The sequence below is a fragment of the Vibrio sp. 10N.247.311.49 genome, assembly GCF_041467655.1.
Taxonomy (GTDB): domain Bacteria; phylum Pseudomonadota; class Gammaproteobacteria; order Enterobacterales; family Vibrionaceae; genus Vibrio; species Vibrio crassostreae_C.
Genome location: NZ_JBFSVA010000006.1, coordinates 1 through 25886, shown reverse-complemented (window position 1 = coordinate 25886; position 25886 = coordinate 1). Strand labels below are relative to the sequence as shown.

Annotated in this window: 22 protein-coding genes and 1 pseudogene; 9 read left to right on the top strand and 14 right to left on the bottom strand. The window is 44.3% G+C overall.

From position 1 onward, the window contains the following. Positions 1-2 precede the first annotated feature (2 nt). The 4 genes from secD to queA form a co-directional block, all read right to left on the bottom strand. Positions 3-1859, bottom strand: coding sequence for a protein translocase subunit SecD (secD, locus tag AB6E54_RS08225; protein WP_081325187.1), 1857 nt, complete (start codon positions 1857-1859; stop codon positions 3-5). A gap of 20 nt (positions 1860-1879) precedes the next feature. Continuing rightward, on the bottom strand, positions 1880-2209 hold the full coding sequence (gene yajC, locus AB6E54_RS08220; RefSeq protein WP_010440492.1) for a preprotein translocase subunit YajC: 330 nt from the start codon (positions 2207-2209) through the stop codon (positions 1880-1882). A gap of 111 nt (positions 2210-2320) precedes the next feature. After that, entirely contained in the window at positions 2321-3457 is a 1137-nt protein-coding gene (gene tgt / locus AB6E54_RS08215) for a tRNA guanosine(34) transglycosylase Tgt (protein ID WP_017056177.1), read from the bottom strand. A 190-nt stretch (positions 3458-3647) separates the two neighbouring features. Beyond that, on the bottom strand, positions 3648-4700 hold the full coding sequence (gene queA / locus AB6E54_RS08210; RefSeq protein ID WP_017062523.1) for a tRNA preQ1(34) S-adenosylmethionine ribosyltransferase-isomerase QueA: 1053 nt from the start codon (positions 4698-4700) through the stop codon (positions 3648-3650). 334 nt (positions 4701-5034) lie between these two features. On the opposite strand from queA, the gene AB6E54_RS08205 reads away from it, so the two are divergent. Further along, complete coding sequence (locus AB6E54_RS08205) at positions 5035-5481, top strand: CBS domain-containing protein (protein WP_017062524.1); 447 nt, start codon at positions 5035-5037, stop codon at positions 5479-5481. A 69-nt stretch (positions 5482-5550) separates the two neighbouring features. Here the strand turns inward: AB6E54_RS08205 and AB6E54_RS08200 are convergent, their stop codons facing one another. Next, positions 5551-6456 carry a hydrogen peroxide-inducible genes activator gene (locus AB6E54_RS08200; protein ID WP_017062525.1) on the bottom strand — a complete coding sequence of 302 codons (906 nt, stop codon included), beginning with the start codon at positions 6454-6456 and terminating at the stop codon, positions 5551-5553. A gap of 210 nt (positions 6457-6666) precedes the next feature. Here AB6E54_RS08200 and AB6E54_RS08195 point away from each other — a divergent pair, with 210 nt between their 5' ends. The 3 genes and pseudogenes from AB6E54_RS08195 to AB6E54_RS08185 all read left to right on the top strand — a co-directional run. Next, positions 6667-7275 carry a peroxiredoxin C gene (locus AB6E54_RS08195; RefSeq protein WP_017062526.1) on the top strand — a complete coding sequence of 203 codons (609 nt, stop codon included), beginning with the start codon at positions 6667-6669 and terminating at the stop codon, positions 7273-7275. A 311-nt stretch (positions 7276-7586) separates the two neighbouring features. Further along, a complete protein-coding gene (locus tag AB6E54_RS08190; protein WP_372105933.1) occupies positions 7587-8330 on the top strand; it encodes a copper homeostasis protein CutC in 744 nt (247 codons plus the stop codon). A 146-nt stretch (positions 8331-8476) separates the two neighbouring features. Beyond that, a pseudogene (locus AB6E54_RS08185) lies at positions 8477-8740 on the top strand (hypothetical protein); the annotation flags it as partial. Positions 8741-8749: 9 nt separating this feature from the next. Here the strand turns inward: AB6E54_RS08185 and phoU are convergent. The 4 genes from phoU to AB6E54_RS08165 form a co-directional block, all read right to left on the bottom strand. After that, on the bottom strand, positions 8750-9448 hold the full coding sequence (phoU, locus tag AB6E54_RS08180; RefSeq protein WP_009848270.1) for a phosphate signaling complex protein PhoU: 699 nt from the start codon (positions 9446-9448) through the stop codon (positions 8750-8752). 74 nt (positions 9449-9522) lie between these two features. After that, positions 9523-10341 carry a phosphate ABC transporter ATP-binding protein PstB gene (pstB, locus tag AB6E54_RS08175; protein WP_009848269.1) on the bottom strand — a complete coding sequence of 273 codons (819 nt, stop codon included), beginning with the start codon at positions 10339-10341 and terminating at the stop codon, positions 9523-9525. After that, positions 10342-12051 carry a phosphate ABC transporter permease PstA gene (gene pstA, locus AB6E54_RS08170; RefSeq protein WP_029235348.1) on the bottom strand — a complete coding sequence of 570 codons (1710 nt, stop codon included), beginning with the start codon at positions 12049-12051 and terminating at the stop codon, positions 10342-10344. Positions 12052-12162: 111 nt separating this feature from the next. Then, positions 12163-14379 (bottom strand): ABC transporter permease subunit, encoded by a 2217-nt coding sequence (locus AB6E54_RS08165; RefSeq protein WP_372105935.1) that lies wholly within the window; start codon positions 14377-14379, stop codon positions 12163-12165. Between the two features lie 200 nt (positions 14380-14579). Here AB6E54_RS08165 and ppk1 point away from each other — a divergent pair, with 200 nt between their 5' ends. Continuing rightward, positions 14580-16676, top strand: coding sequence for a polyphosphate kinase 1 (gene ppk1 / locus AB6E54_RS08160; RefSeq protein WP_372105937.1), 2097 nt, complete (start codon positions 14580-14582; stop codon positions 16674-16676). After that, complete coding sequence (gene ppx, locus AB6E54_RS08155) at positions 16667-18178, top strand: exopolyphosphatase (RefSeq protein ID WP_017068609.1); 1512 nt, start codon at positions 16667-16669, stop codon at positions 18176-18178. Before ppk1 ends, ppx begins: the two co-directional genes overlap by 10 nt. A gap of 77 nt (positions 18179-18255) precedes the next feature. On the opposite strand, the gene AB6E54_RS08150 is transcribed toward ppx, so the two are convergent. Genes AB6E54_RS08150 through phoB form a run of 3 tightly spaced genes read right to left on the bottom strand, consistent with a single transcriptional unit; the run spans position 18256 to position 21251 of the window. Further along, positions 18256-19233, bottom strand: a complete 978-nt coding sequence (locus tag AB6E54_RS08150) for a PstS family phosphate ABC transporter substrate-binding protein (RefSeq protein WP_032548820.1) — start codon at positions 19231-19233, stop codon at positions 18256-18258. Beyond that, positions 19230-20528 carry a phosphate regulon sensor histidine kinase PhoR gene (gene phoR / locus AB6E54_RS08145; RefSeq protein WP_004740365.1) on the bottom strand — a complete coding sequence of 433 codons (1299 nt, stop codon included), beginning with the start codon at positions 20526-20528 and terminating at the stop codon, positions 19230-19232. Before phoR ends, AB6E54_RS08150 begins: the two co-directional genes overlap by 4 nt. Positions 20529-20561: 33 nt before the next feature. Continuing rightward, entirely contained in the window at positions 20562-21251 is a 690-nt protein-coding gene (gene phoB / locus AB6E54_RS08140) for a phosphate regulon transcriptional regulator PhoB (RefSeq protein WP_004735064.1), read from the bottom strand. A 194-nt stretch (positions 21252-21445) separates the two neighbouring features. Here phoB and rdgC point away from each other — a divergent pair, with 194 nt between their 5' ends. From rdgC to AB6E54_RS08125, 3 genes are all read left to right on the top strand, one after another. After that, complete coding sequence (rdgC, locus tag AB6E54_RS08135; protein ID WP_017062534.1) at positions 21446-22360, top strand: recombination-associated protein RdgC; 915 nt, start codon at positions 21446-21448, stop codon at positions 22358-22360. A gap of 206 nt (positions 22361-22566) precedes the next feature. Continuing rightward, entirely contained in the window at positions 22567-23985 is a 1419-nt protein-coding gene (gene yegQ, locus AB6E54_RS08130; protein ID WP_017062848.1) for a tRNA 5-hydroxyuridine modification protein YegQ, read from the top strand. 34 nt (positions 23986-24019) lie between these two features. Then, on the top strand, positions 24020-24274 hold the full coding sequence (locus AB6E54_RS08125) for a YfhL family 4Fe-4S dicluster ferredoxin (RefSeq protein WP_004735061.1): 255 nt from the start codon (positions 24020-24022) through the stop codon (positions 24272-24274). Between the two features lie 42 nt (positions 24275-24316). Here the strand turns inward: AB6E54_RS08125 and AB6E54_RS08120 are convergent, their stop codons facing one another. Continuing rightward, positions 24317-24625: a hypothetical protein gene (locus AB6E54_RS08120; protein WP_017062536.1), complete on the bottom strand. Its 309-nt coding sequence runs from the start codon at positions 24623-24625 to the stop codon at positions 24317-24319. A gap of 272 nt (positions 24626-24897) precedes the next feature. Next, complete coding sequence (mepA, locus tag AB6E54_RS08115) at positions 24898-25737, bottom strand: penicillin-insensitive murein endopeptidase (RefSeq protein WP_029235577.1); 840 nt, start codon at positions 25735-25737, stop codon at positions 24898-24900. Between the last annotated feature and the right edge of the window lie 149 nt (positions 25738-25886).

The following is a 25886-nucleotide window of genomic DNA, read 5'->3' as shown; positions in this document are numbered from 1 at the left end:
CCTTAGATCGACAGTTTTTTAACGCGTTTGCCGCCATACATCAGGTTCACGATACAACGTGTTCCGACAATAGCTGTAAACATTGAAGTCAAGATACCGATAGACAGCGTTACCGCGAAGCCTTTGATAGCACCAGTACCCACAGCAAATAGAATAATTGCTGTTAGTAGTGTGGTGATGTTGGCATCGGCGATTGTGCTGAATGCGTTCGCGTAACCTTGGTGAATCGCTTGTTGTGGACTGCGTCCATCTCGAAGCTCTTCACGTATACGCTCAAAGATCAGAACGTTCGCATCAACCGCCATACCGACCGTTAATACGATACCGGCAATACCTGGCAGGGTCATGGTAGCCCCCGGAATCATCGACATCACACCGATAATCAACACCAAGTTAGCCATTAGCGCAACGTTCGCAATCAGACCAAAGCTACGGTAGTAAAGCAGCGTAAACAGCATTACAGCAGCCATACCCCAAACCATCGCCATGATACCCATATCGATGTTTTGCTGCCCCATAGATGGACCAATGGTACGTTCTTCTACAATCGAGATAGGCGCAATCAATGCACCAGCACGCAGTAGAAGTGCCAAGTTATGAGCTTCAGCCGTCGAATCGATACCAGTAATACGGAAGTTACGGCCTAGCGCAGATTGAATCGTCGCTTGGTTAATCACTTCTTCGTGCTTACTCAAGATAACTCGACCTTCCGGTGTTTTACGACCGCTGTCTTTGTACTCTGCAAATACCGTTGCCATTAGCTTACCGATATTCTGACGAGAGAATGCAGACATCTTGCTACCACCTTCGCTGTCTAGCGAGATGTTAACTTGAGGACGACCATATTCATCAACACTTGAGCTTGCATCAGTAATACTTGAGCCGCCTAGAATAACGCGCTTCTTAAGTACCACAGGACGACCATCACGATCTTGCTTGATTTCGCTACCCGCAGGGGCACGACCAGAAGCGGCAGCGGCTAAGTCAGCACTGCTATCCACTTCACGGAACTCAAGCGTCGCGGTAGCACCAAGAATTTCTTTAGCGCGAGCCGTGTCTTGAACACCAGGCAATTCCACTACGATACGGCTAGAGCCTTGACGTTGAACCAAAGGTTCAGCAACACCAAGTTCGTTAACACGGTTACGTAGAATGGTAATGTTTTGCTCTACCGCATAGTTGCGGATTTCTTGAAGACGAGCCTCTGTGAAGCTAGCAACCAAAGAAAAACGACCATTAGATTCAGAATCTACAAACGTCATGTCTTGGTGCTTAGATTGCAGTAGCGATTTCGCTTCAGCAAGCTGCTCGGCGTTACGTAGAATCACTTCAACCGCATCTTTACCAGATGGGCGAATTGCACGGTAACGGATTTTTTCTTCACGAAGTTCGCTACGGAACGCTTCTTCTTGTTGGCCAACCAGCTTTTGCATCGCAGCGTCCATATCCACTTCCATCAAGAAGTGAACACCACCACGTAGGTCAAGACCAAGCTTCATTGGTGCAGCACCAATAGATTCAAGCCAATCAGGAGTTGAAGCAGCTAAGTTTAAAGCAACGATTACGTCTTCATCTAATGCTTCAGTGATGACATCACGAGCACTAATTTGAGAGTCTGTATCGTTAAAGCGAACAAGAATGGAACCGTTTTCTAGAGCAACGGATTTAGTAGAAAGGTTTTCAGCTTCAAGAGCATTGGTGACAGCATCCAGCGTAGACATATCTACAGAGGCGCCGCGCGCCCCTGTAACTTGAACTGCCGGATCTTCACCGTATATATTCGGAAGTGCGTACAACGCAGCGATGGCGATAGTAAACACCACCATCAGGTACTTCCATAACGGGTAACGGTTTAGCACAGCGAGGATCCTCTAGCTGTTTATAGAGATTTCAGAGTACCTTTTGGTAGCACTGCTGTAACGAAGTCTTTCTTGATAACTACTTCGTTGTTTGCATTCAGTTCGATAGCAACGTAGTCGCTGTCTTCTGCAATCTTAGTGATCTTGCCAATTAGGCCGCCGCTTGTAAGAACTTCATCACCTTTGCCCATAGAAGACATAAGGTTCTTGTGCTCTTTAACACGCTTAGCTTGTGGACGGTAGATCATGAAGTAGAAGATCACAGCGAACATACCTAGCATGATAAGCATTTCGAAACCGCCGCCTGCTGGTGCACCTTCTGCTGCTGCGTGAGCTTGAGAAATAAACATTTAAAACATCCTCTATTTATATTTTCGTAATTGTTTGTCTAATTGGGTCGCATCCCTTTATTTTCAAGCCCCATCACTCGGAAGAGAGATAGGGCTCGCAAAAAAGAAATACTAAGATTCTTTACCTAGTGGTGGCACTTCACGCCCCATTCTTGCGTAGAACTCTGCAACGAACTCTTCAAAGCGGTCTTCATCGATAGACTGACGAATGTCTGACATTACTCGTTGGTAGAAACGCAGGTTATGAATCGTGTTCAGTCGAGCACCTAGGATTTCGTTACAACGATCCAAATGGTGTAAGTACGACTTGCTGTAGTTCTTACAAGTGTAACAGTCACACTCTGAATCTAGTGGTGTTGTATCGGTTTTATGCTTCGCATTACGGATCTTGATCACACCTTCAGTCACAAACAGGTGGCCGTTACGTGCATTTCGCGTTGGCATTACACAGTCAAACATGTCGATACCACGGCGAACACCTTCAACCAAGTCTTCCGGTTTGCCTACGCCCATTAGGTAACGTGGCTTATCTTCTGGCAGTTGAGGACATGTGTGCTCAAGAATGCGGTGCATATCTTCTTTTGGTTCGCCTACTGCTAGGCCACCTACTGCGTAACCGTCAAAACCAATTTCTGTTAGGCCTTTAACGGATACATCACGAAGGTCTTCGTACACGCCACCTTGAACGATACCGAACAGTGAGTTCGGGTTTTCAAGTTTGTCGAAGTGGTTACGTGAACGCTCAGCCCAACGAAGAGACATCTCCATTGAGTCTTTTGCTTCTTTGTGTGTCGCAGGGTAAGGCGTACACTCATCGAAGATCATTACGATGTCTGAACCTAAATCTTTTTGGATTTCCATAGACTTCTCAGCGTCCATGAAGATCTTGTCACCGTTTACAGGGTTACGGAAATGAACACCCTCTTCAGTGATTTTACGCATTGCACCTAGGCTGAATACTTGAAAGCCGCCTGAATCAGTCAGGATAGGACCGTGCCAGTTCATGAAATCGTGCAGGTCACCGTGCATTTTCATGATTTCTTGACCAGGACGTAGCCATAGGTGGAATGTGTTACCTAATAGGATTTCAGCACCTGTGTCTTTTACTTCTTCAGGTGTCATACCTTTAACAGTACCGTAAGTACCTACAGGCATGAATGCTGGGGTTTCAACGGTACCGCGTTCAAACTGAAGTTGACCACGACGTGCGCCGCTATTAGTTTTTTTAAGTTCGTATTTTAATTTCACGAAGCCTCCAATATGCCAGAGAAACAATCTGACTGTTAATTCAGAACCTTAGGCCAAACAAAAGTTCAGTCTAGTGGGTTCTATGAGGAGCGGTCGCGTATTCCTTGCGAGAGATTAGACAGACACCCTGCCCGACTCCTAGCTTACTGCTAGCACCCGTAAATTTTTGTATCGCTTAAACCTGCTTAAATTAGCTCGTTTTCTTATTGATGAACATAGCATCGCCGTAGCTGAAGAAACGGTATTCACTCTTCACTGCGTGATCGTATGCGCCCATCACATTGTCGTAGCCAGCAAATGCACTCACCAACATAATCAGTGTTGATTCTGGCAAGTGGAAGTTGGTAATCAAGCAATCCACCAACTGGTATTCATAGCCAGGGAAGATGAAGATTTCTGTATCACCAAAGAAAGGAACGAGCTCAGTGCCTTTCTTCAATGCATCTTGAGCTGCACTTTCTAGTGAGCGTACTGATGTTGTACCAACAGCAATAATACGGCCGCCACGGGCTTTTGCTGCAGCTACGGCGTCAACCACTTCTTGCGGCACTTCAACGTACTCAGCATGCATGTGGTGATCGTTAATATTATCAACTTTTACTGGCTGGAACGTACCAGCACCAACATGAAGCGTCACGTAAGCAAACTCAACACCTTTTTCTTTCATGTCAGCCATTAGCTTGTCATCAAAGTGAAGGCCTGCTGTTGGCGCTGCAACCGCACCCGGCTTTTCATTATAGACAGTCTGGTAGCGCTCTTTATCTGCATCTTCATCAGGACGATCGATGTAAGGAGGCAGTGGCATGTGACCAACACTGTTAAGAATCTCTAAAACGCTTTGATCAGATGTGAAATGGATTTCGAATAACGCATCGTGACGCGCCACCATTTCAGCTTCATATTCATCGTTCTCACCAAGGAACAACTTGGTACCCGGCTTCGGTGATTTAGAACAACGAACATGCGCAAGAATGCTTTTCTCATCAAGCATACGTTCAACCAGCACTTCAAGCTTACCGCCTGATGCCTTGCGACCAAATACACGAGCTGGAATCACTCGAGTGTTATTGAAAACAACAAGATCGCCTGGCTCAACCAAGTCTAAAACGTCTTTAAACGAACCATCAGCTAGGTTACCGCTGTTGCCATCTAATTTAAGCAGGCGGCTTGCTGTACGCTCCTCTTGAGGGTAGCGAGCAATGAGTTCATCTGGTAGGTCAAAGTGAAAATCTGAAACTTGCATGTGTCTAGTCTTGTCTTAGTTGATGAGATTTGTGCCGTTGACGAATCATAAATCGTAGTTGCTGGATAATCGTTACGGTAAGTCAATCGTTACCAGAAACACATCGCAAACACGACTAAAAATTTCGCAGTGGGCTAGTATAGGCACACGAGCCGCAATAGCAAGGTTTACAGCACTGGATTATTGTAAAGAGGCGTAAAATAATGCGACTGATTCACCTCCTCAAGCTAAAGAATTAGTTGCATAAAACTCACCCAAGAATGCGTCAGATCTCAGTTATTTTTTGGATAAAAAACTATAGTAATAGCAACAAATAAAAAAGAAGGAGGTTCGTATGATCAAGGTTGAAGATATGATGACTCGCAACCCTCATACCCTATTGCGCTCACATTCACTGGCCGATGCTAAGCACATGATGGAAGCACTTGATATCCGCCATATTCCGGTCGTCGATTCCGACAGGCAACTACTAGGTGTCGTCACACAACGAGACGTTCTCGCCGCTCAAGAATCCAGCCTACAAAACATCCCACAAGCTCAATCTTTTACTCTTGCTACTCCCCTCAACGACATCATGCACAAAAGTGTTATGTCGGTAGAGCCGCGTGCAGGATTAAAAGAATCGGCTATCTACATGCAGAAACATAAAGTGGGCTGTTTACCTGTCGTAGAAAACCACGAACTAGTAGGCATTATTACAGACAGCGATTTTGTCACGATAGCGATCAATTTACTGGAGCTGCAAGAAGAAGTAGAGCCAGAAGAAGCAGAAGTAGAGTAACGCTCGGAATTGATATAAAGAAGAGCGGCCAATTCAGCCGCTCAGAGGGATTGTTGTCGCAGCGGATTATTATAGAAGCTCAGATACCACATCCGCTAATTGATGGAATGTCTCACGACGCGAAGAGCTTGGTCGCCAGACAAGGCCAATATCTCGGTAGGCCTGCTGACCAGGAGGATCGATCACAACGAGATTCTGGTTTTCCAATAAACCGTGGTCGATCGCCATTTGCGGAATAAAGGTGGTTCCTAAACCATTGGCCACCATTTGCACCAATGTGTGAAGGCTCGTCGCAGTGAACGGGTTGATCTTCTCTTTATCCGTTAACTTACAAGCCGACACAGCATGCTCGGTTAAGCAATGCTCGTTCTCCAACAAAAATACAGATTCGTCTGGCAGGTCATCGTATTTAATCGGAACGCGAATACCATCAGCTTGATTGCGACTGATCACCATCCGGAAAGGGTCTTGCCCAACAACTTGGCTTTCCATATTGTCGATATCGACAGGCAAAGCCAGAATCAGCACATCTAAGTCTCCATGACGCAGCGCAGCCAATAGGTTGGTCGTTGTGTCTTCACGTAACAGCAAATTTAATTGTGGAAAGCGCTGGTTGGCTTCCTGTACCAAATCGCACAAAAGGAACGGCGCTATAGTAGGAATACACCCGACTCGCAGCTGCCCTTGCATCGCATCCCCGTTACATAGATTTCCAAGCTCTACGAGATCTTGTCCTTTCGCTAGTAGCTCTCGACCGTGCTTGACCACCAGCTCACCTGCTTGCGTGAAAACTAGCGGGCTCTTTTTATCTTTCTTCTCATAAAGCGGGCAACCAATCAGCTCTTCTAGGTTTTGAATGCCTTTACTTAGCGTAGATTGACTGACGAAACAGCGATCTGCGGCATCACTGAAATGACGAGTTTCGTGAAGAGTAACAAGATAGTGAAGTTGCTTAAGACTTGGCCATTTATTCATGAAATTACTTTGTAATATGAGTAGGATAAGTTAGGTAAAGGTCATTCGACCTAAGGACAGGACAAAGAATAAGCTTATCGCTTTTTTCGATTAACTTAATCTATTTAATTCGCTTTTTTCTATAGTACCGATTGTACTATAGTTTGTCCCGTAGAAACGGAGCCCAAACAAAGATGTGTTGGGCCAACTAATTTTTTAGGAGATTCCAAAATGGTACTAGTAGGTCGTCAAGCCCCTGACTTTACTGCAGCAGCTGTTCTAGGTAACGGTGAGATCGTTGATAACTTCAACTTCGCAGAATTCACTAAAGGTAAGAAAGCTGTAGTTTTCTTCTACCCACTAGACTTCACTTTCGTTTGTCCTTCAGAGCTAATCGCTTTCGACAACCGTCTTGAAGATTTCCAAGCTAAAGGCGTTGAAGTAATCGGTGTTTCTATCGATTCTCAATTCTCTCACAACGCATGGCGTAACACTGCTATCGCTGATGGCGGTATTGGTCAAGTTAAATACCCTCTAATTGCTGACGTTAAGCACGAGATCTGCAAAGCATACGATGTTGAGCACCCAGAAGCAGGCGTTGCTTTCCGTGGTTCTTTCCTAATCGACGCTGACGGTCTTGTACGTCACCAAGTAGTTAACGATCTTCCACTAGGTCGTAACATCGACGAAATGCTACGCATGGTAGACGCACTAAACTTCCACGAGAAGAACGGTGAAGTTTGTCCTGCACAATGGGAAGAAGGCAAATCAGGTATGGACGCATCTCCAAAAGGTGTTGCAGCATTCCTATCTGAGCACGCTGACGACCTAAGCAAGTAATTACCTCTTAAGCCCGAACTCAACGCGGGTTAATGGTTGGAAGATTCTCTTTAAAGAGACATAAAGCATAAGCTAATAGCGCAAAGCGCACCGCCAATCAGTTAAGAAGTAAAGTCCTATTAAAAGCCCGAAGTTAACGCTTCGGGCTTTTTGTTTTCCCCCTCCTCGCTCCCCTAGACTGACTCTTGTAATAGATAATTGAGGTAGCGATAAACCTAAACTTTACCTCTATTTTCCCTTATCCCCATCTATTCAGAATCACACCTAGATTGCTATTATTTCATCAGTATCTTTTTGAACGGATAAACACGATGAACACCGAAATTGAAGTCTGTATCGATAACTTAGAATCTCTTCATACCGCACTATCTGGTGGCGCGAATCGAATTGAGCTTTGCTCTTCATTAGCACTTGGCGGATTAACTCCAAGCTTCGGAATGATGAAACAAGCGGCAATAGTTTCGTCGGTTCCGGTCTACGCTATGATACGCCCAAGACAAGGCGACTTTATTTTCGATGATGACGATATGCTCTGTATGCTTGAAGATATTGAAGCTTGTGCAAATGCAGGATTGGATGGGGTCGTACTTGGTGTGTTAGCGCCGAACGGAAGTATTGATATGCCAAAGATGCAACAACTGGCTGACAAAGCGCACTCGTTAAAGCTTGGGATTACCTTCCACAGAGCCATCGATCAAAGCTCTGATTTCCAAGCAGCATTAGAACAAATCATTACACTTGGATGCGAAAGAGTCCTGACATCAGGGCTTGCTGCTAATGCTGAGCAAGGTATCGATGTATTGGCTGCAATGGTCAAACAAGCCGATGGACGAATTGATATCATGGCGGGGGCTGGCGTTAACGCTGCGAATGCCAAAATGATTCAAAGCGCTACCCAAGTACCTGCTCTTCACCTTTCAGGTAAATCGACAAGGCCGAGTCTAATGGAAAACAACTCAAGTGCTCAAATGGGCAGTGATAATATTGATGATTATCAGATCCCAGTGACAGATGCGAGTAAGATATCTGATGTGAGAGCCGCCCTCACCGCTTAGGGCAATAGTCGCCAGCATAAATCCAGAGAACCTCGCTGACTAATCTAACTGACTGACGTATATTAGATTTAATAGCGCAGAAAATTTTCATGGATAGATATGGCTAAAGACTTATTCAGCTCTCTTGATTTAAACCTGTTACGAAGCAAAACATGTTTGGAAGAAACCAAATCCACGGCTTTCAGGCTGAAATTGGCGTGGCAAGTTATGACGGTACGAAAACGCGCTCAGGCGAAGTAGAAGAGAAAACAACACATGGTATAAGCCTAGGCGGGGCCTACGTTTACCAAGCGACACCAATGCTTGGATTACGTGCTGGTGTTGATATGAATATTTTTGATCACAACAAAACCTTTGTGCCTTACGACACAACGGTCAATTTCAATCTTGGTGCAATAATTAGCTTCTAAAGATAAGCTCTATTTGAGTGCGTCATCAAGGCTTTGATCGCCTAGGTGACGTACATCTTTACCCTTCACAAAGTAAATAATGTATTCGCAGATATTTTGGCAGCGGTCTCCCACTCGCTCAATCGCACGCGCTGACCACATCACCTGCAAAATATTAGGAATGTTCTTAGGGTCTTCCATCATATAGGTCATTAACTGACGAATAACGGCCTCGTACTCCGCATCCAACTTATCATCAAGCTTGTGAACTTCAGCTGCCGCATCAACATCCATACGAGCAAAAGCATCTAATACTTGGTGAAGCATGGTGATAGCCTGACGGCAAAGAGGCTCTAAAGATACGTGGAATTTCTGCTCTTTGGTTGAAGGGATCTCAATAGCACCTTGCGCAATTTTAGAAGCAACATCGCCAATACGTTCCAGATCGGTAATCGTTTTGATGATCGCCATAATCAAACGCAGATCCTTCGCTGTCGGCTGACGCTTTGCAATGATTCGAGTACAAGCCTCATCAATCGACACTTCCATCGCATTCACTTTGTGGTCATCACGAATCACTTTTTTGGCCAATTCAACATCGTCTTTATGAAGCGCCTGCATTGCAAACGAGAGTTGCTGCTCCACTAACCCGCCCATGGTCAATACATGAGTACGGATCGATTCTAACTCGACATTGAATTGCCCTGAAATGTGGCGACCGAAATGCATACTTGCTCCTTGAAAGAAATGAAGAAAGCCATTTTTGTAGAGTGACTTAGCTCTAGATGACACCTTTGGAGAGGTTAGCCATATCTACCAGTAATGTAGTCTTCCGTCTGGTTTTTCAATGGAGACGTAAAAATTGAGTCCGTATCTGAGTACTCGATCAATTTTCCCATATGAATAAAGGCAGTATGGTCACTTACACGCGCGGCTTGTTGCATGTTGTGGGTAACAATCACCACTGTGTATTGCGTTTTGAGATCGTTGATCAACTCTTCAATCGTCAAAGTAGAAATCGGATCGAGTGCCGATGTCGGCTCATCTAACAACAGCACTTCAGGCTCAATCGCAACCGCACGAGCGATAACCAAACGCTGCTGTTGACCGCCAGATAAACCAAAAGCATTCTCATGCAACCGATCTTTCACTTCATCCCATAACGCAGCAGCGCGCAGAGAGCGTTCAACCGCATCATCAAGGTCTCGGCTGTTGCTAACGCCTTGTAGCCTCAAGCCATAAACCACATTCTCATAGATAGATTTAGGAAAAGGGTTTGGACGCTGGAATACCATACCAACACGGCGTCGTAAGGTCGCAACATCCACCTTAGGGTGATAGACGTTCTTGCCATGAAGCTTCACTTTCCCGGAAACCTTACAGCCTTCAACAAGATCGTTCATGCGATTAATGCAGCGCAGCAGAGTCGACTTACCACACCCAGAAGGGCCGATAAACGCCGTCACCTGCCCCTTCGGGATCTGCATCGAGATATCATCAAGTGCTTGGCTCTCTTTATAGTAAAGATTTAGCCCTTCGATCGAGATAGCAATTTGCTCATCCTTCAGATTGTGAACATCAAGTGGTGCTTGGTAACCCAAGGTTTCATTAATCGAGAACATCTAATCTTGTCCTAAGGTTCGGTATTTTTCACGCAAGTTATTACGGATATTGATGGCTGTTAAGTTCAACCCAACAATCACCGTAACCAATAAAAATGAAGTCGCATACACTAAAGGTCGTGCCGCTTCGATATTAGAGGTTTGAAAACCAACATCATAGATATGAAAGCCTAAATGCATGAACTTTCTATCTAAGTGTAAATACGGAAACTGACCATCGACTGGCAAGCTAGATGCCAATTTAACAACACCCACCAGCATAAGTGGTGCAACTTCCCCCGCGGCTCTCGCGATTGCCAAAATTAAACCAGTGATAATCGCTGGGCTTGCCATCGGTAAAACAATGCGCCAAAGCGTCTCAAATTGAGTCGCACCAAGCGCTAATGAACCGTGCCTCACTGCACTAGGAATACGCGTTAAGCCCTCTTCCGTGGTTACGATAACGACTGGAAGCGTCAAGACCGCTAAGGTTAGTGCTGACCAAAGTAGACCCGGCGTACCAAATGTCGGTGCTGGCAATCGCTCTGCATAGAACAACGTATCAATCGAGCCACCAATGGTATAGACGAAAAAGCCTAAACCAAAAACGCCATACACAATCGACGGTACACCCGCCAAGTTAATCACGGCGATACGAATTAAACGTGTTAGTGCGTTGTTTTTTGCGTATTCATGAAGATATATCGCAGCGACTACCCCAAGAGGCATCACGACGATCGACATGAGAATAACCAACAGTACTGTGCCAAAAATAGCAGGAAACACACCGCCTTCAGAGTTTGAGTCTCGTGGGTTCTCTGATAAGAACTTCCAAACTTGTTTGCCCCAGTGCCCAACCTTTTCTAGGTAAGACATATTATTTGGGTACCAATAATCCAGAATGTGACTTAGCGAAATCTCGACCTGCTCGCCTGTCATATCCTCAACGAGTAAGCTTTCGACATTAAGTTGCGTTCTAAGGTGCTCAAGCTTAACTTCGGCTTCACCTAACTGGCGGTTTAATTCCAGTTTAGTTTGAGTATAGGTTTTAAGGTATTCATCGCTCACTGACTCATTGAGTTCAAGCTTACGCTTTTCTAAGCGCAGGTTTTCCAATTGCCAGCTGATATTGCGAATTTCTTGGTTCACGACACGCGACGTTTCTTTACGTAGCGCATCAGCGAACGCCAAGCCTTGTTCGAGCTTTTGGTCTATGTTCGAATCAAAGGTGCCAGAAGCGGTTTTAAAACCCACCGGCTTACCAAAGAAATAACCACCTCGACTTCGTTCAATCACAACCCAATCAAGCGGGGTAGTGGGTTCACGTAAGTTAACATCCAGAATAGAAACAAAGTCCGCAGGGTACAGTTCTCTGTTAGCAACTTTGATGCTTAAGCGCTGTATCAGCCCAGTCGACAAATTTTGAGGAGACAAAAGGTCATGGACTTGTGGAACTTGCTCTATCGGGATGTATTTTCGTTCATATAACTGACCAACCAATACATCTTGTTTTGATACGGTTTCGTCAAGATCGACCACTAGCGATAAGTCTTTGGAGTCAACTTGCCATTGATACAAAGGTGCGGGCCAAAAATAGGTTAAGCCCTTCCAACCAATCAGCAGCATTAGGCCAAGAACAGAAAGCATACTGATGCTCACCGCCCCGCCCGTAAGCCAGATCCACGGAGAGCCCGATTTAACCCAAGATAATAATGACTTCAGTTTATTCATCATGATCGACCTTGCTCTTGGCGTGCTGAAATCAAGGAGCTGCAAAGATCAAGAGACACGCTAGTCAAGCCACTAAAAGCCATTGATACACATTGAGGCAAACCTTTAAAACTACAGCGCACGATATTTATCTCTCAGTCTTTGTCTAACCCACTCAGCAACTGAGTTCACCGCGAATGTAAAGATAAACAGCAAGAGTGCAGCCAAGAACAGCAAGCGGAAATGAGAACCGCCTACTTCTGATTCTGGTAGCTCAACAGCAATCGTTGCCGATAAGGTTCTCATCCCTTCCAAAATATTCCAGTCAAGAATTGGAGTGTTACCTGTCGCCATCAAGACGATCATGGTTTCGCCAACCGCTCGACCTAGGCCCATCATAACCGCTGAAAAGATACCTGGACTCGCCGTCAATAGCACCACATAAATAAGCGTCTGCCACGCCGTCGCACCCAACGCTAATGACCCATCAGACAAATGTTTAGGTACAGAGAAAATAGCATCTTCAGCAATAGTGAAAATCGTTGGGATGACCGCAAAGCCCATAGCAAAACCAACCACTAGCGCATTGCGTTGGTCAAAGTCGATACCATAGCTAGCCAAGAAGGTACGAATATCACCACCAAATAACAAGGCTTCAATGTTGTTTCCACCAGCAAACACCGCAACCACTGTAATCACCAATACCGGAATCAATATCAGAGCATGCCAACCATTAGAGAAGCGACCCGTTACCCTCTTCGGTAAACAGAACCAAACAAGTCCAGTCAGCAGTGTGCTCAGTGGTAATAACACCATCAATGAGAAGACGGCCGTTAAATGCGTCTCGACGATTGGAGCAAACCAAAGCCCGGCCAAGAATCCGATGATCACGGTCGGAAGTGCTTCCATCAGCTCTATCGAAGGCTTCACCACTCTTCGCATGCGTGGAGACATAAAGTAAGCGGTGTAAATAGCTCCGAGCACAGCAACCGGCACGGCAAACATCATCGCAAACAGAGCTGCTTTGATAGTACCGAATGTGATAGGTACTAAACTGAATTTCTCTTCAAAGTCATCATTCGCCGAGGTTGATTGCCAAACATATTGTGGCTCAGGGTAGCTTTCGTACCAGACTTTTTGCCAAAGCGATGAGAATGATATTTGTGGGTATTCATTATCGACCTTAGCCACACTGATGGTGCCATCAATCAGCGTCGCCAGATGCAGTTCATTGGCAGACATAGCCGCTAATTGTGGTGATTTATCAAATGCACGCTCGAACAGCGACAGCTTTTCACTGGTCGTATAGTGGCTTTGTAATGTGCCGTTCTTATAGAAGCTATAAAAACCCTTTCTATAAGTATCGGGCAAAATAAATTGCACTTGTTCAGCTAGTTGGAAATCTCGAATATGGGTCAGGCTACGTTTTTCATCTTTGAGTACATCGAACCATTGAGAAACCTGTCCGTCCTCATGCGTAACCAACAGTGAATAAGCTCCAGACAGTAAATCAATACTTTTCACCGAGTGCTTCGCATCATTCAAGCTAAGATCAATCACTTCACGAACATTGAAGCCGCTATCTGATAGCTTCAAAACCACTAAATCCGATTGAGATCGGAGATATAAGGTTTGGCCATCAGGTGTGACTAACAACTGTTGCTGCAAGCCCAACTTATCCGATAGCCATTGGCTCTTCTGAAAAACATACTGACCCGTAACATCACTTTGGTACCACTTCACTAAGACTCGTTGGTCACTTAGCTGAGCGGCAACCGTGATACCACGTCCATTCTTAGAGAACGCGAATTTTTCGATTGTCGTCCCATTTGACGATTCATCATTTAAAAATGGTTCAGGGAGATCGATTTGCTCAATTTTAGGATCGGCTTCACTGCCCTTTTGCAGCACAGGCGCACTATACTCAGGATAGAAAAAAGTAAGGTTGCTTGCACTATCGGCAAAGGCAAACCAGTTTTCTGATGGGGTATTTCGAGAGAAGGCAACAGGATTGGCTAAAACATTTCGCTCAAAGTAAGAGTGTGTATTTTGAGACTCTAAATCCCAAAACTGCACCAAGCCAGATTTTTCGATAGTAAATGCATGCTGACCGTATTCATCAACAGATAAGGCGATAGGCTTTTCTAAAGCAACGGTCTTTACGGCTTGGTCTGTCTCTAAACCAGTATCAGAAAACACCGGTAAAATGACCATTGCCAAGTAGACAAAGATCAATACCAGAGCAGCTAGAACACTGACGGCACCACATGTCACTGAAAAACGGACGAGACGATCTTTTAACCATCTTTTTTTGTCACGCTCTTTCAATGAAAATTGGGCTGAAGCCATCTGTTTATCTACCTTTTTTTAGCTACTGACATAATATGTACGTTAGATGACAATTATATTACAAGTTACGTTAAACAACTGAAACTAATAACAAGTTTGTTGACCATATTTCTTAAAGTAAGATCATAGATTTTGTGAATTTTGTCATTCTAAATTAAAGTAATCAGCTCTATAGCCAGCACTCAAGGATTATCATCTCGATGGAAAAAGACTATGTCACAAAAGAACTTAGCTGGTTATCCTTCAACGAAAGAGTGCTCCAAGAAGCAGCCGACAAATCAGTTCCCTTAATCGAAAGAGTTCGTTTTTTAGGTATTTACTCAAAAAACCTCGATGAGTTTTACAAAGTCCGATTTGCTGACGTGAAACGAAAGATCTTACTTCAAGATCCTCAATTACCTGCCAACTCGCAGAAAACCTTACTCACTCAAATGCAGAGCAAAGCAAGTAAGCTCGATGCTCGATTCCATGAGTTGTATAACGACCTATTGTTGGAACTGGCGCGCAATCGTATTTTTTTGGTCAACGAACAGCAAATCAGCGAAGAACAAAGTGGCTGGATCAAAAAGTACTTTAAGAAAAAAGTGCTGCCACATTTAACTCCGTTTCTCTTGAACGAAGATCGCCAGTTGCTCAATATTATGAAAGACGAGCAAAGTTACTTAGCCATCGACATCGAGCGTGAGGCATCTTCTCAATACGTATTACTCGAAATCCCATCAGAAGCACTCCCTCGATTTGTTAAGCTACCAGACACCTCGAGTTCACAGCGTACTACTTTGATCTTATTAGATAATATAGTTCGATTTTGTTTAGATGACTTACTTAAAGGGTTCTTTGAGTATGACTCAGTGCGTTGCTTTGCTATAAAAATGACTCGTGACGCCGATTATGACCTTCAAGAGAACAATGAAAGCAGCCTATTAGAATCGATGTCTTTAGGTTTAGAACAGCGCTTAACGGCACTACCGATACGCCTTATCTATGAGTCAGAAATGCCAGCTGAAATGCTCAGTTTCTTACAAGTCAGACTAAAACTATCTGACTACGACAGTGTTATCGCCGGAGGTCGCTACCACAACTTCAAACATTTCTCTGAGTTCCCAAGCCTTAACCGACGTGATTTAGTTAATCGCCCGTTACCCGCGATTAAGTGCGCGCATTTTAGCCACCATCCAAACTATTTTGAAGCGATCAAAGCTCGTGACATCTTGTTGCATTACCCTTATCACACCTTTAATCACATCACTGAGCTCGTGAGGCAGGCTTCCTTTGACCCGAAAGTAACCTCCATAAAAATAAACGTTTACCGTGTTGCAGAAGGCTCCAAACTCCTTAGCTCAATCATCGATGCGGCACACAATGGAAAAAAGGTCACAGTGGTTGTCGAGCTGCAAGCTCGCTTTGATGAACAAGCCAATATTCAGTGGACAAAGAAACTTCAAGAAGCCGGTATAAAAGTCATCCATGGCATCCCAAGTTTGAAAGTCCACTCCAAACTGCTGCTCATTAAACGGAAAGAAGGCAAGCATACGGCGCATTACGCCCATATTGGCACCGGTAACTTTCATGAAGTAACAGCGCGCGTGTATACCGATTTTTCTCTGCTCACTGCGAATGAAGATTTGACCCAAGAGGTGAGACAAGTCTTTAAATATATTGAAAACCCTTATCAAAAATCACAGTTCAAACAACTGATTGTGTCACCAAAGAATACTAGAAAACGTCTGTACCAATTGATAGATAATGAAATACAAAACGCGATAGAAGGTAAACCTGCAAGCATCACTCTAAAACTCAACAATTTGGTCGACCGAGAGATCATTGAGAAGCTCTATCAGGCCAGCCAAGTCAATGTAAAAGTGAGAATGGTCATTCGTGGCATGTGCTCTCTTGTCCCTGGCATACCCAACATCAGTGACCATATTGAGATTGTCAGTGTGGTCGATCGTTTTCTTGAACACCCAAGAGTGATGATCTTTGGTAACGCTGGAAAGCCGAAAGTCTATATATCTTCAGCTGACTGGATGATGCGAAACTTCGATCATCGGATCGAAGTCGCCACTCCAATTTTAGATCCAAATATCAAGCAAACCATTATCGATATCACCGAATTTCATTTCGATGACAGCAACAAAGCTCGAGTGCTAGACCAAGCGATGAGCAACCCTTACATAGAAGCACCAGCAAACCAACTCGAATACCCGACGTCACAACTCTCCACTTACCACTATATTAAACGTATGGAGAAACTTGCTCGCAAGAAGTACAAACAAGAGAAGAAATCATGCCGCTAATTGATAACAAACATTCTCGATGTATTGCCGCTATCGATTTAGGTTCGAACAGCTTTCATATGGTGGTTGCCCGAGTATTCGATCAACACCTGCAATTAGTCAGCAGACACAAACAGAAAGTGAGATTAGGTGATGGATTGGATGAACGTAACGTCCTATCTGAAAGCGCTATCGAGCGAGGCCTAGAATGCCTCAAGGTGTTCGCAGAACGACTGGCGGATTTTGAGCTTGATGATGTCAGAGTTGTTGCGACTCATACCCTAAGAAAAGCCAAAAACGCTAAAGACTTCTTAGAGCAAGCCAAGCCACTGTTTCCTTTTCCAATAGAGATCATTTCCGGTCAAGAAGAAGCTCGAATAATCTATAACGGAGCAGAACACACTCAAACCGCTTCTGAATCTAAGTTGGTTATTGATATCGGTGGAGGGAGTACGGAACTCGTCGCCGGACAAGGCTTTACTCCTCTAATTATGCGCAGTTTACCGATGGGATGCGTCAACTTCACTCAACGTTTCTTTGCTGACGAAGGGCTAACTTCACGACACTTCTCAGATGCTTATACCGCAGCTACTCGTCTATTGATGCCATTGATTGAAGAATACACAAAAGCCCCTTGGGAAATCGCTTTTGGCTCATCTGGTACCACGAAATCAATAAAAGAAGTACTCATTGGCTTAGGGTTCACCGATGGTCTCATTACGCCCCAACGCCTGTCCTATTTAAAGAATCACTTATGTGAGTTTTCATCATCCAACACCGTAAATCTTTCAGGCTTAAGTGATGAGAGAAAGCCTGTGTTTGCTGCAGGCGTCACCATTCTTTCAGCAGCAATGGATACGCTAGACATCAAGGAGTTACATTTTTCTGATGGTGCCCTGAGAGAAGGCGTTCTTTATGACATGGAGGATAGGTTTAAAGATATTGATATTCGAACAAGAACTGCCGAAACGCTCGTCTCTCGATACCATGTAGACGTAACTCATGGCGAGAAAGTGAAAGTGCTCGCTCTTTCATTGCTGAAACAAGTACAGCCTCAAGTGACAACTGCGGTCACTAATGAGCTGTATGATCTGCTTGGTTGGGCTGCAGTACTTCATGAGGTAGGACAAAGCATTGCATTCCAAGGCTATCACCGCCATTCGGCTTATCTGCTTAAGCATACGACAATGCCAGGCTTTAATACTGAGCAACAACGCCTTATATCAGCATTGGTTCGCTATCAAAGAAAAGCGCTCAAACTACAAGATTTGCCGGAACTTTCTCTGTTTACTCAGCAACAAGTCACCCTGCTGATTCGTATATTGAGACTCGCTATCTTACTCAACCGTCAGCGAAATCAAGCACTGGCCCCAGACGTGACTCTAACGATTGAACAACAGGATAACTGGGAATTGAAAGGAACTAACAGCGATTGGTTGGCCCAAAACCAACTGCTTGATTATGAGCTCAGAGAAGAGCAACAACGTTGGCAAAATGCAGGATGGTCGTTAAAGCTAAAATAACGAATAGTCAAAATTAAAACAGCCTGCGACGCGCAAGCTGTTCATACGTTTCTTATCTAAGTTTATCGCAGCCTGAATTAGAGCCCGACTTTTGCCAACTCTTGCTCTGCGAACTCAGACGGTATTGCTAAATAGCCATCTTTCTCTACAAGTTCTTGTCCTTGCTTTGAGAACACAAAAGTGAGGAACTCTCTTTCAACGGGAGAAAGCGGTTTATCTGGGTGTTTGTTCACGTATACGTAAAGAAAGCGTGATAGAGGGTAATCACCGCTCAAGATATTCGCTCGAGTCGGCTCTACATAATCAGAACCATGCTCAGCAATAGGAATTAACTTAACGCCAGCGACACGATAGCCAATACCTGAGTAGCCAATCCCACTGATGGATGAAGCGACCGACTGAACGACTGAAGCCGAACCAGGTTGCTCATTCACACGATTTTTAAAGTCACCGCCGCACAGTGCATTCTGTTTGAAGTATCCATAAGTCCCCGATACAGAATTGCGACCGAACAATTGGAATCGATGTTTCGCCCATGGCTGATCGATTCCGAGATCTTGCCAGTTATTGAGGGGCCTTGTTGCTCCGCAGCGTAATGTCTCAGAAAAAATGCCATCAATCTGACGAAAGTTAAGCCCCTCAATAGGGTTATCACGATGCACAAAAAGCCCAATCGCATCGATAGCAACTCGCAGTGCTGTTGGCTTATATCCATGCTCCCTTTCAAATGCTTCAATTTCTCGCAGGCGCATCGGACGACTCATTGGCCCTAGATGTGCAGTCCCTTCGGTTAAGGCTGGAGGAGCAGTAGAAGAACCCGATGCTTGGACTTGAGCGTTAACATTTGGGTAGTAGGACTTGAACTCTTCCACCCATAACGTCGTCATACCCGCTAAGGTATCCGAACCGACCGATAATAAGCTCCCAGAAATTCCCGGAACCTTAGAATAATCAGGAAGAGAATCGACACCCTGTTCGGCATGCACAGGGTTAACTAAAGCAAACGCTAATAATGAGCTGACTGGAAAATGCATCCTGCGTATCGAACAACTCATGATACGGTCAGTCGATTTGGTAAAGTAAAATGGAAACGACTGCCGACGCCCACTTCACTTTGAATTTCGAGATGTGAATCGTGGTGGCTAAGCGCATGCTTTACAATCGCTAATCCAAGACCACTACCACCGGTATCACGAGAGCGGGCTTTATCTACACGATAGAAGCGCTCTGTGAGTCGATGTAAGTGTTGAGGCTCAATACCATCACCAGTATCTGACACATCTAAGCACGCGCCTTGGCTGGTTTGATACCAACGCACTTTGACCGTTGCACCTGCGGGTGTGTATTTAACCGCGTTATAAACCAAATTCGATATCGCACTTCTCAATTGGTCTTCATCGGCAAGAACTCGTAGGCTCTTATCGATATCAAACTCAAGCTTATGTTCGCGCTCACCGCTAAGGCTCGCCGCTTCTTTCTCAAGAACCTCAAGCATCGCCGGAACGTTGACCACTTCATCCAACTCATGCATTGGCGCCGCTTCAATTTTCGAAAGCGTGAGTAGTTGATTAACCAAACTGTTCATTCGATTGAGCTGCTCAGTCATTACGCCATGCGCCTTGGTCCACATTGGGCCAACGATCATGTCTGGATCTTCGGTCATTTCAAGGTAACCTTGAAGGACGGTCATCGGCGTACGCAATTCATGAGAAACGTTAGCGAAGAAGTTACGGCGCATGCCTTCTAACTGCTTAAGCTGGGTCACATCACGTACCACCATCAGGTGTTCACCCTCGGTATACGGCACAATACGCAGCTCGAGCATACGCTCCACATTCAATGGAGAAGGCATCTCTAATGGCTCAGAGAAATCTTGCTTATTAAGGTACTTAATAAAATCTGGAGTACGAATCAAATTAGAGATCGGTTGACCTGAATCATCTGGCCAACGAAAGCCCAGCAAATACTGAGCTAGCTTGTTACACCAAACGATATTGCCTTCACCGCGAAATACCACAACGGCATCGGGAAGCGATTCTGCACCGTTACGGAAACGGCGGATAAGGTTAGTCAGTTCTTTGCGTTTGCGACGCTGTCTCTGCTGCATACGATAAATACCGTTAAACAGAGATTCCCAGTTCCCAGAGCCTGAAGGTGGAGTTAGACGCTTCTCATCCCACAGCCATGCGGACAAACGCATTTGGTTGTGTAGATGCCAGCCGAGCTGCAATACCGTAGCAGCCAGCAGCAACCAAGGTAGGTAACCGAATATCCATCCGACTAAAACCCATGGTGCGTAAAAAAAAGCCAGCTCCCAAGCCAGCTTTTTCCAGGTTAACTTTTCAACCATTCAGGACTCCGTAAACTGGGCAGCGAAGCCACATTAAGCCTTTGTAGAAAAACGGTAGCCAGCGCCACGAACCGTTTGGATTAGCTTATCGTGACCTGCAGACTCAAGCGCTTTACGCAGGCGTCGAATATGTACATCAACCGTTCGGTCTTCAACGTAAACATTGGTACCCCAAACGTTGTTAAGCAGCTGCTCTCGGCTGTACACACGCTCTTGGTGAGTCATAAAGAAATGCAGCATTTTGAACTCTGTTGGTCCCATATCAACTGGACCTTCGCTTGCGGTAACACGATGAGATACTGGGTCTAGCTTAAGACCTTGTACATCAATCACATCTTCTAGTGCAGTAGGCGTTACACGGCGGATAACCGCTTTCAGGCGAGCAACGAGCTCTTTGGGTGAAAATGGCTTGGTGATGTAATCATCAGCACCCACTTCTAAACCACGCACCTTATCTTCTTCTTCTCCACGAGCCGTTAGCATCACCACTGGGATGTTGCGAGTTAACTCTTCACGCTTCATGTGCTTGATAAAGTTTATCCCGCTACCACCAGGTAGCATCCAATCTAGTAATACTAGATCTGGGAAAGGTTCACATAGCTTGTTTACCGCTGTATCGTAATCTTCAGCCTCTACTGCTTGGTAGCCTTTTTGTTCAAGCACGAAGCACAGCATCTCACGAATAGGTGCTTCATCTTCAACGACCAGAATCCTTCTCGACATAATTGAATAGCCTTTGTATTTAATCAACGCATTGCATTATCTGAGTTAATTATGACACTTTTGTGACCTTTGAAAACAAATTTTCATATAACTGTCTCAAACATTTCACTTTATAACTTTTGATACAGAGCTAGGGACAAATCGAATTAGATCTCATATCATGAAGCACTTCTAAAAAGGTATGAGAAAAATTTATGTGGTTTAAAAATTGCCTAGTCTATCGCTTCAACCGTGATATTGATTTCAACGCAGATCAGCTAGAGAAACAACTTGAAGAATTCCGCTTTACTCCTTGTGGTAGCCAAGACAAACAGAAGTTTGGTTGGGTACACGCAATGGGTAGACATGGCGATATGATGACGCACGTATCAGAAAACCGCATTCTTATCTGTGCAAAGAAAGAAGAGAAAATGCTACCCGCTTCTGTGATCAAAGAATCATTGAACGCAAAAGTAGAAACGCTTGAGGCAGAGTCTGGTACCCCTCTGAAAAAGAAAGAGAAAGACAGCCTAAAAGAAGACATCATCATTGATCTACTTCCTCGAGCATTCAGCCGCAGCAACTTCACTTACGCGCTGATCATGCCAAAAGAAGGTTTCATTGTGGTTGATGCGAGCAGCTACAAAAAAGCAGAAGATGTATTAGCATTGCTACGTAAGACAATGGGTAGCCTGCCAGTAGTGCCAGCTATCCCAGAGCAAGCGATCGAAACGACTCTTACAGAATGGGTGAAATCAGGTGATACGCCACAAGGCATCACTATGCTTGATGAAGCAGAACTAAAATCTATTCAAGAAGACGGCGGTATTGTTCGAGTTAAGAAACAAGAACTAGAAGCTGATGAGATTAAAAACCACATCGAAGCCAATAAGATGGTGACGAAACTTCTTATCAACTGGCAAGACCGTATTGAATTCATTCTTGCAGAAGATGGCAGCATCAAACGCCTAAAATTCAGTGATGAGCTCAAAGACGAAAACGACGATATTCCTCGTGAAGATCAAGCTGCGCGTTTTGATGCGGACTTCTCTCTACTTTGTGGTGAGTTCAGTGTTTTCCTTCCAAACCTATTTGAATCATTAGGCGGGTTAACTCAACCTAACGCTTAATCAGTCAAACTATAGGCTCAGGTGCTAACGGTATCTGAGCTTATTTCTCACTAAGTTCTCACTTATATCTGCCTCTAGACCCTCTTGTTAATGTCATTGCTATCTTTAGGGCTATCAACCAAACTCATTTTAGCGTAAAATTTGCGCCCCTTTGATATCACTTGGTGGTATCAACCTGACTTGAGATCAGATTAGAGAACGAAGCAATGACTACACAAAAACCATTTGTACCTGAACTATTATCACCGGCAGGAAGCCTTAAAAACATGCGTTACGCATTCGCCTATGGCGCAGATGCAGTTTACGCAGGCCAGCCACGTTACAGCCTTCGTGTTCGTAACAACGAGTTCAATCACGAAAACCTACAAATTGGTATCGATGAAGCTCATGCTCAAGGCAAAAAGTTATATGTTGTATGTAACATTCAGCCGCACAACTCTAAATTAAAAACATTCATTCGCGACCTCAAACCAGTTGTAGACATGGGCCCTGACGCGCTTATCATGTCAGATCCTGGTCTTATCATGATGGTTCGTGAAGCATTCCCTGAAATGCCAATCCATCTTTCTGTTCAAGCAAACGCAGTAAACTGGGCGACCGTTAAGTTCTGGTCAACTCAAGGCGTTGAGCGTGTGATTTTATCTCGTGAGCTATCGCTTGAAGAGATCGAAGAGATTCGCGAACACTGCCCAGAAACAGAGCTAGAGATCTTTGTTCACGGAGCTCTTTGCATGGCTTACTCAGGCCGTTGTCTGCTTTCTGGTTACATGAACAAGCGCGATCCAAACCAAGGTACTTGCACCAACGCTTGCCGCTGGGAATACAAAACAGAAGCAGCGAAAGAAGACGAAAACGGTCAGATCGTTGAAGCAAACCCTACTGGTGTTGCTATTCAAGAAGTAGAAACGCAAGACATTGAAGTTCAAGATGAGCGTCCAGACAACACACTAGGCCTTGGTAAACCAACAGACGAAGTGGTTCTGCTTTCTGAATCACACAAGCCAGAAGAGAAAATGGCAGCGTTTGAAGATGAGCATGGTACTTACATCATGAACTCAAAAGACCTTCGTGCAATCCAACACGTTGAGCGCCTAACGAAGATGGGTGTTCACTCTCTGAAGATTGAAGGTCGTACTAAGTCTTTCTACTACTGTGCACGTACTGCTCAGGTTTACCGTAAAGCTATTGACGATGCAGTGGCAGGCAAACCATTCGATGAAAGCCTAATGGGTACACTAGAGAGCCTAGCTCACCGTGGTTACACTGAAGGCTTCTTACGTCGCCATACACACGATACATACCAAAACTACGAGTACGGTTACTCTATCTCTGACACTCAACAGTTTGTTGGTGAGTTCACAGGTAAGCGCCGTGGTGACCTAGCGGAAGTAGAAGTGAAGAACAAGTTCCTAGTAGGCGACAGCTTAGAAATGATGACACCGAAAGGTAACGTTGTTTTCAAACTAGAAGTTATGGAAAACCGCAAATCTGAAGCGGTCGACGATGCGAAAGGTAACGGTCACTTTGTATTTATTCCTGTACCAGCAGATCTAGATCTAGAGTACGGCTTGCTGATGCGTAACTTGAGCGAAGGCCAAGATACACGTAACGCATCAGGCAAATAATTTTTACTTAAGCGACTTACTTGAGAAGAAAATAATGGCTCTGTTAATTACTGACAAGTGCATAAACTGCGATATGTGTGATCCTGAATGCCCAAATGGTGCAATCACTATGGGCGACAGCATCTTCGAGATCGATCCTGATTTATGTACAGAGTGTAAAGGTCACTATGAAAAGCCAACATGCCAGTCAGTGTGTCCGATTACAAAATGCATCATCACTGACCCAAACCATATTGAAACTGATGACGAGCTACTTGAGAAGTTTGTTATCATTCAAGGCTTGACCTAAAAGAAGAAAGGTTCAACTTAACCATAAGTTGAACCTTTTTTTTCATCCTGATTTTCCGATTGGATAAATATTGCAGAAGAGCTCTTTTTCAAATTGATATTCGAGCCGTTCTCGCCAGTTTATTGATTGAGCTATAGGAACAAGATAAAAGTTTTCCCTGCTGGTATCGGTCACAAATGCCATTCCATACTGCATCAATTCATAGTGAACATCATTTACGAAACTAGGGTCTAAACGTTGTCTGCCTGTTAGCTGATTGATGTCATCTCTTGAAATTGAAATACCCGAGCTTTCAGCGTTGAACCTATGTCTTAACCATTCTGAAAATTCCTTCGCACAAATCATAGTCATAGTCTTATCCTTGAATTATCTATCGACGGGTATCAGACTCTGATTTCGCATACTGCATATAAGCCGCATCTTTCACCCCAAAACACTCAATCCCTGACCAAACCTTGTCAAATTCGCCATCGCCCTTGCTGATACCGTTATTGCTTTTATTAATATCAAACGATGTTCTTAATCTCGTGTTTATAAACTCTAGACAAAAGTGTGATATTTCTCCATTTTAGAGTCGAAAAAACCAGTGGCAGTACCACTGTAAAAAGCCTCGATGAACAGGATTACTTATTCGATATCAAGGCCAAACACTGACTTGGCATCACTTTAACTTTTTTCTTTTTCTTAGTTTTCGCTACTTTTTTAGGAGGTGGAACTGGAACAGTCTTTGGAGCCCAACTTGCAAGTTCATCTCCACAACCGTCACCTTTAGGAGGGCTCGCTTGAGCTATGCAGTTTGAACTGCCTTCAGGACACTTTAAACGAACGTGGAAGTGGGAGTGGTGTCCCCACCAAGGTCTTATTTTGCCTAACCAAGCTCTATCATTAGCGTCAGAGTTTTCTTGTTCACAAAGGGTTTGCTTGATCACTGGATGAACAAAAATACGCACCACTTTTTCATCTTTCGCCGCATAACGAATAACTTGAAAATGATCATCGGTCCAATTCGATTCACGCAATTTGTAGTTGGTAAGATCCACAACGCTCACAGGTTTAGGCACAGCTAATTCGTTCTCTGACAACCTCTTACTGGTTAACCTTAGCCATATATCAATATCTAACCCTGTTTGATGACTTGAATGACCTGAAGAAAAGCGCCCTCCTCTGGGAAGAGAAATATCACCGATCAATAAATTAGTATTGAGCTTCTCGCTGGTCGTGACTCCTAACCTCTCAATAAACTTTATAGCTTCTGTATGGCCATAGTAGCGCTCTCTTTGAGGGCGAATGATCTGATACCCCAAACCATTAATAGGCAAAGCCTGCGCGCCGTCTAGACAGCCATTGGCATAGCTTCCAATTGATGAGGGTGAATTTTTAGTAGGGTGACTCTCTTTTTCCCACGAAGTTGCTGATAGAGAAAATGAACAAAAGAATACAACCAGTGCAAAAAAGAACCTCATAATAATCCCAAATTACTGACGCTTACTCATTATATTAGTCGCCATTTAGGATTAGGTGCATATCGTACTTAAGTTTTTGGTGGTAGCTAGTGAATTATACCAATTAAAGTAAAAATGTGATCTAATTAAGATTGATGAATTATTGTGAA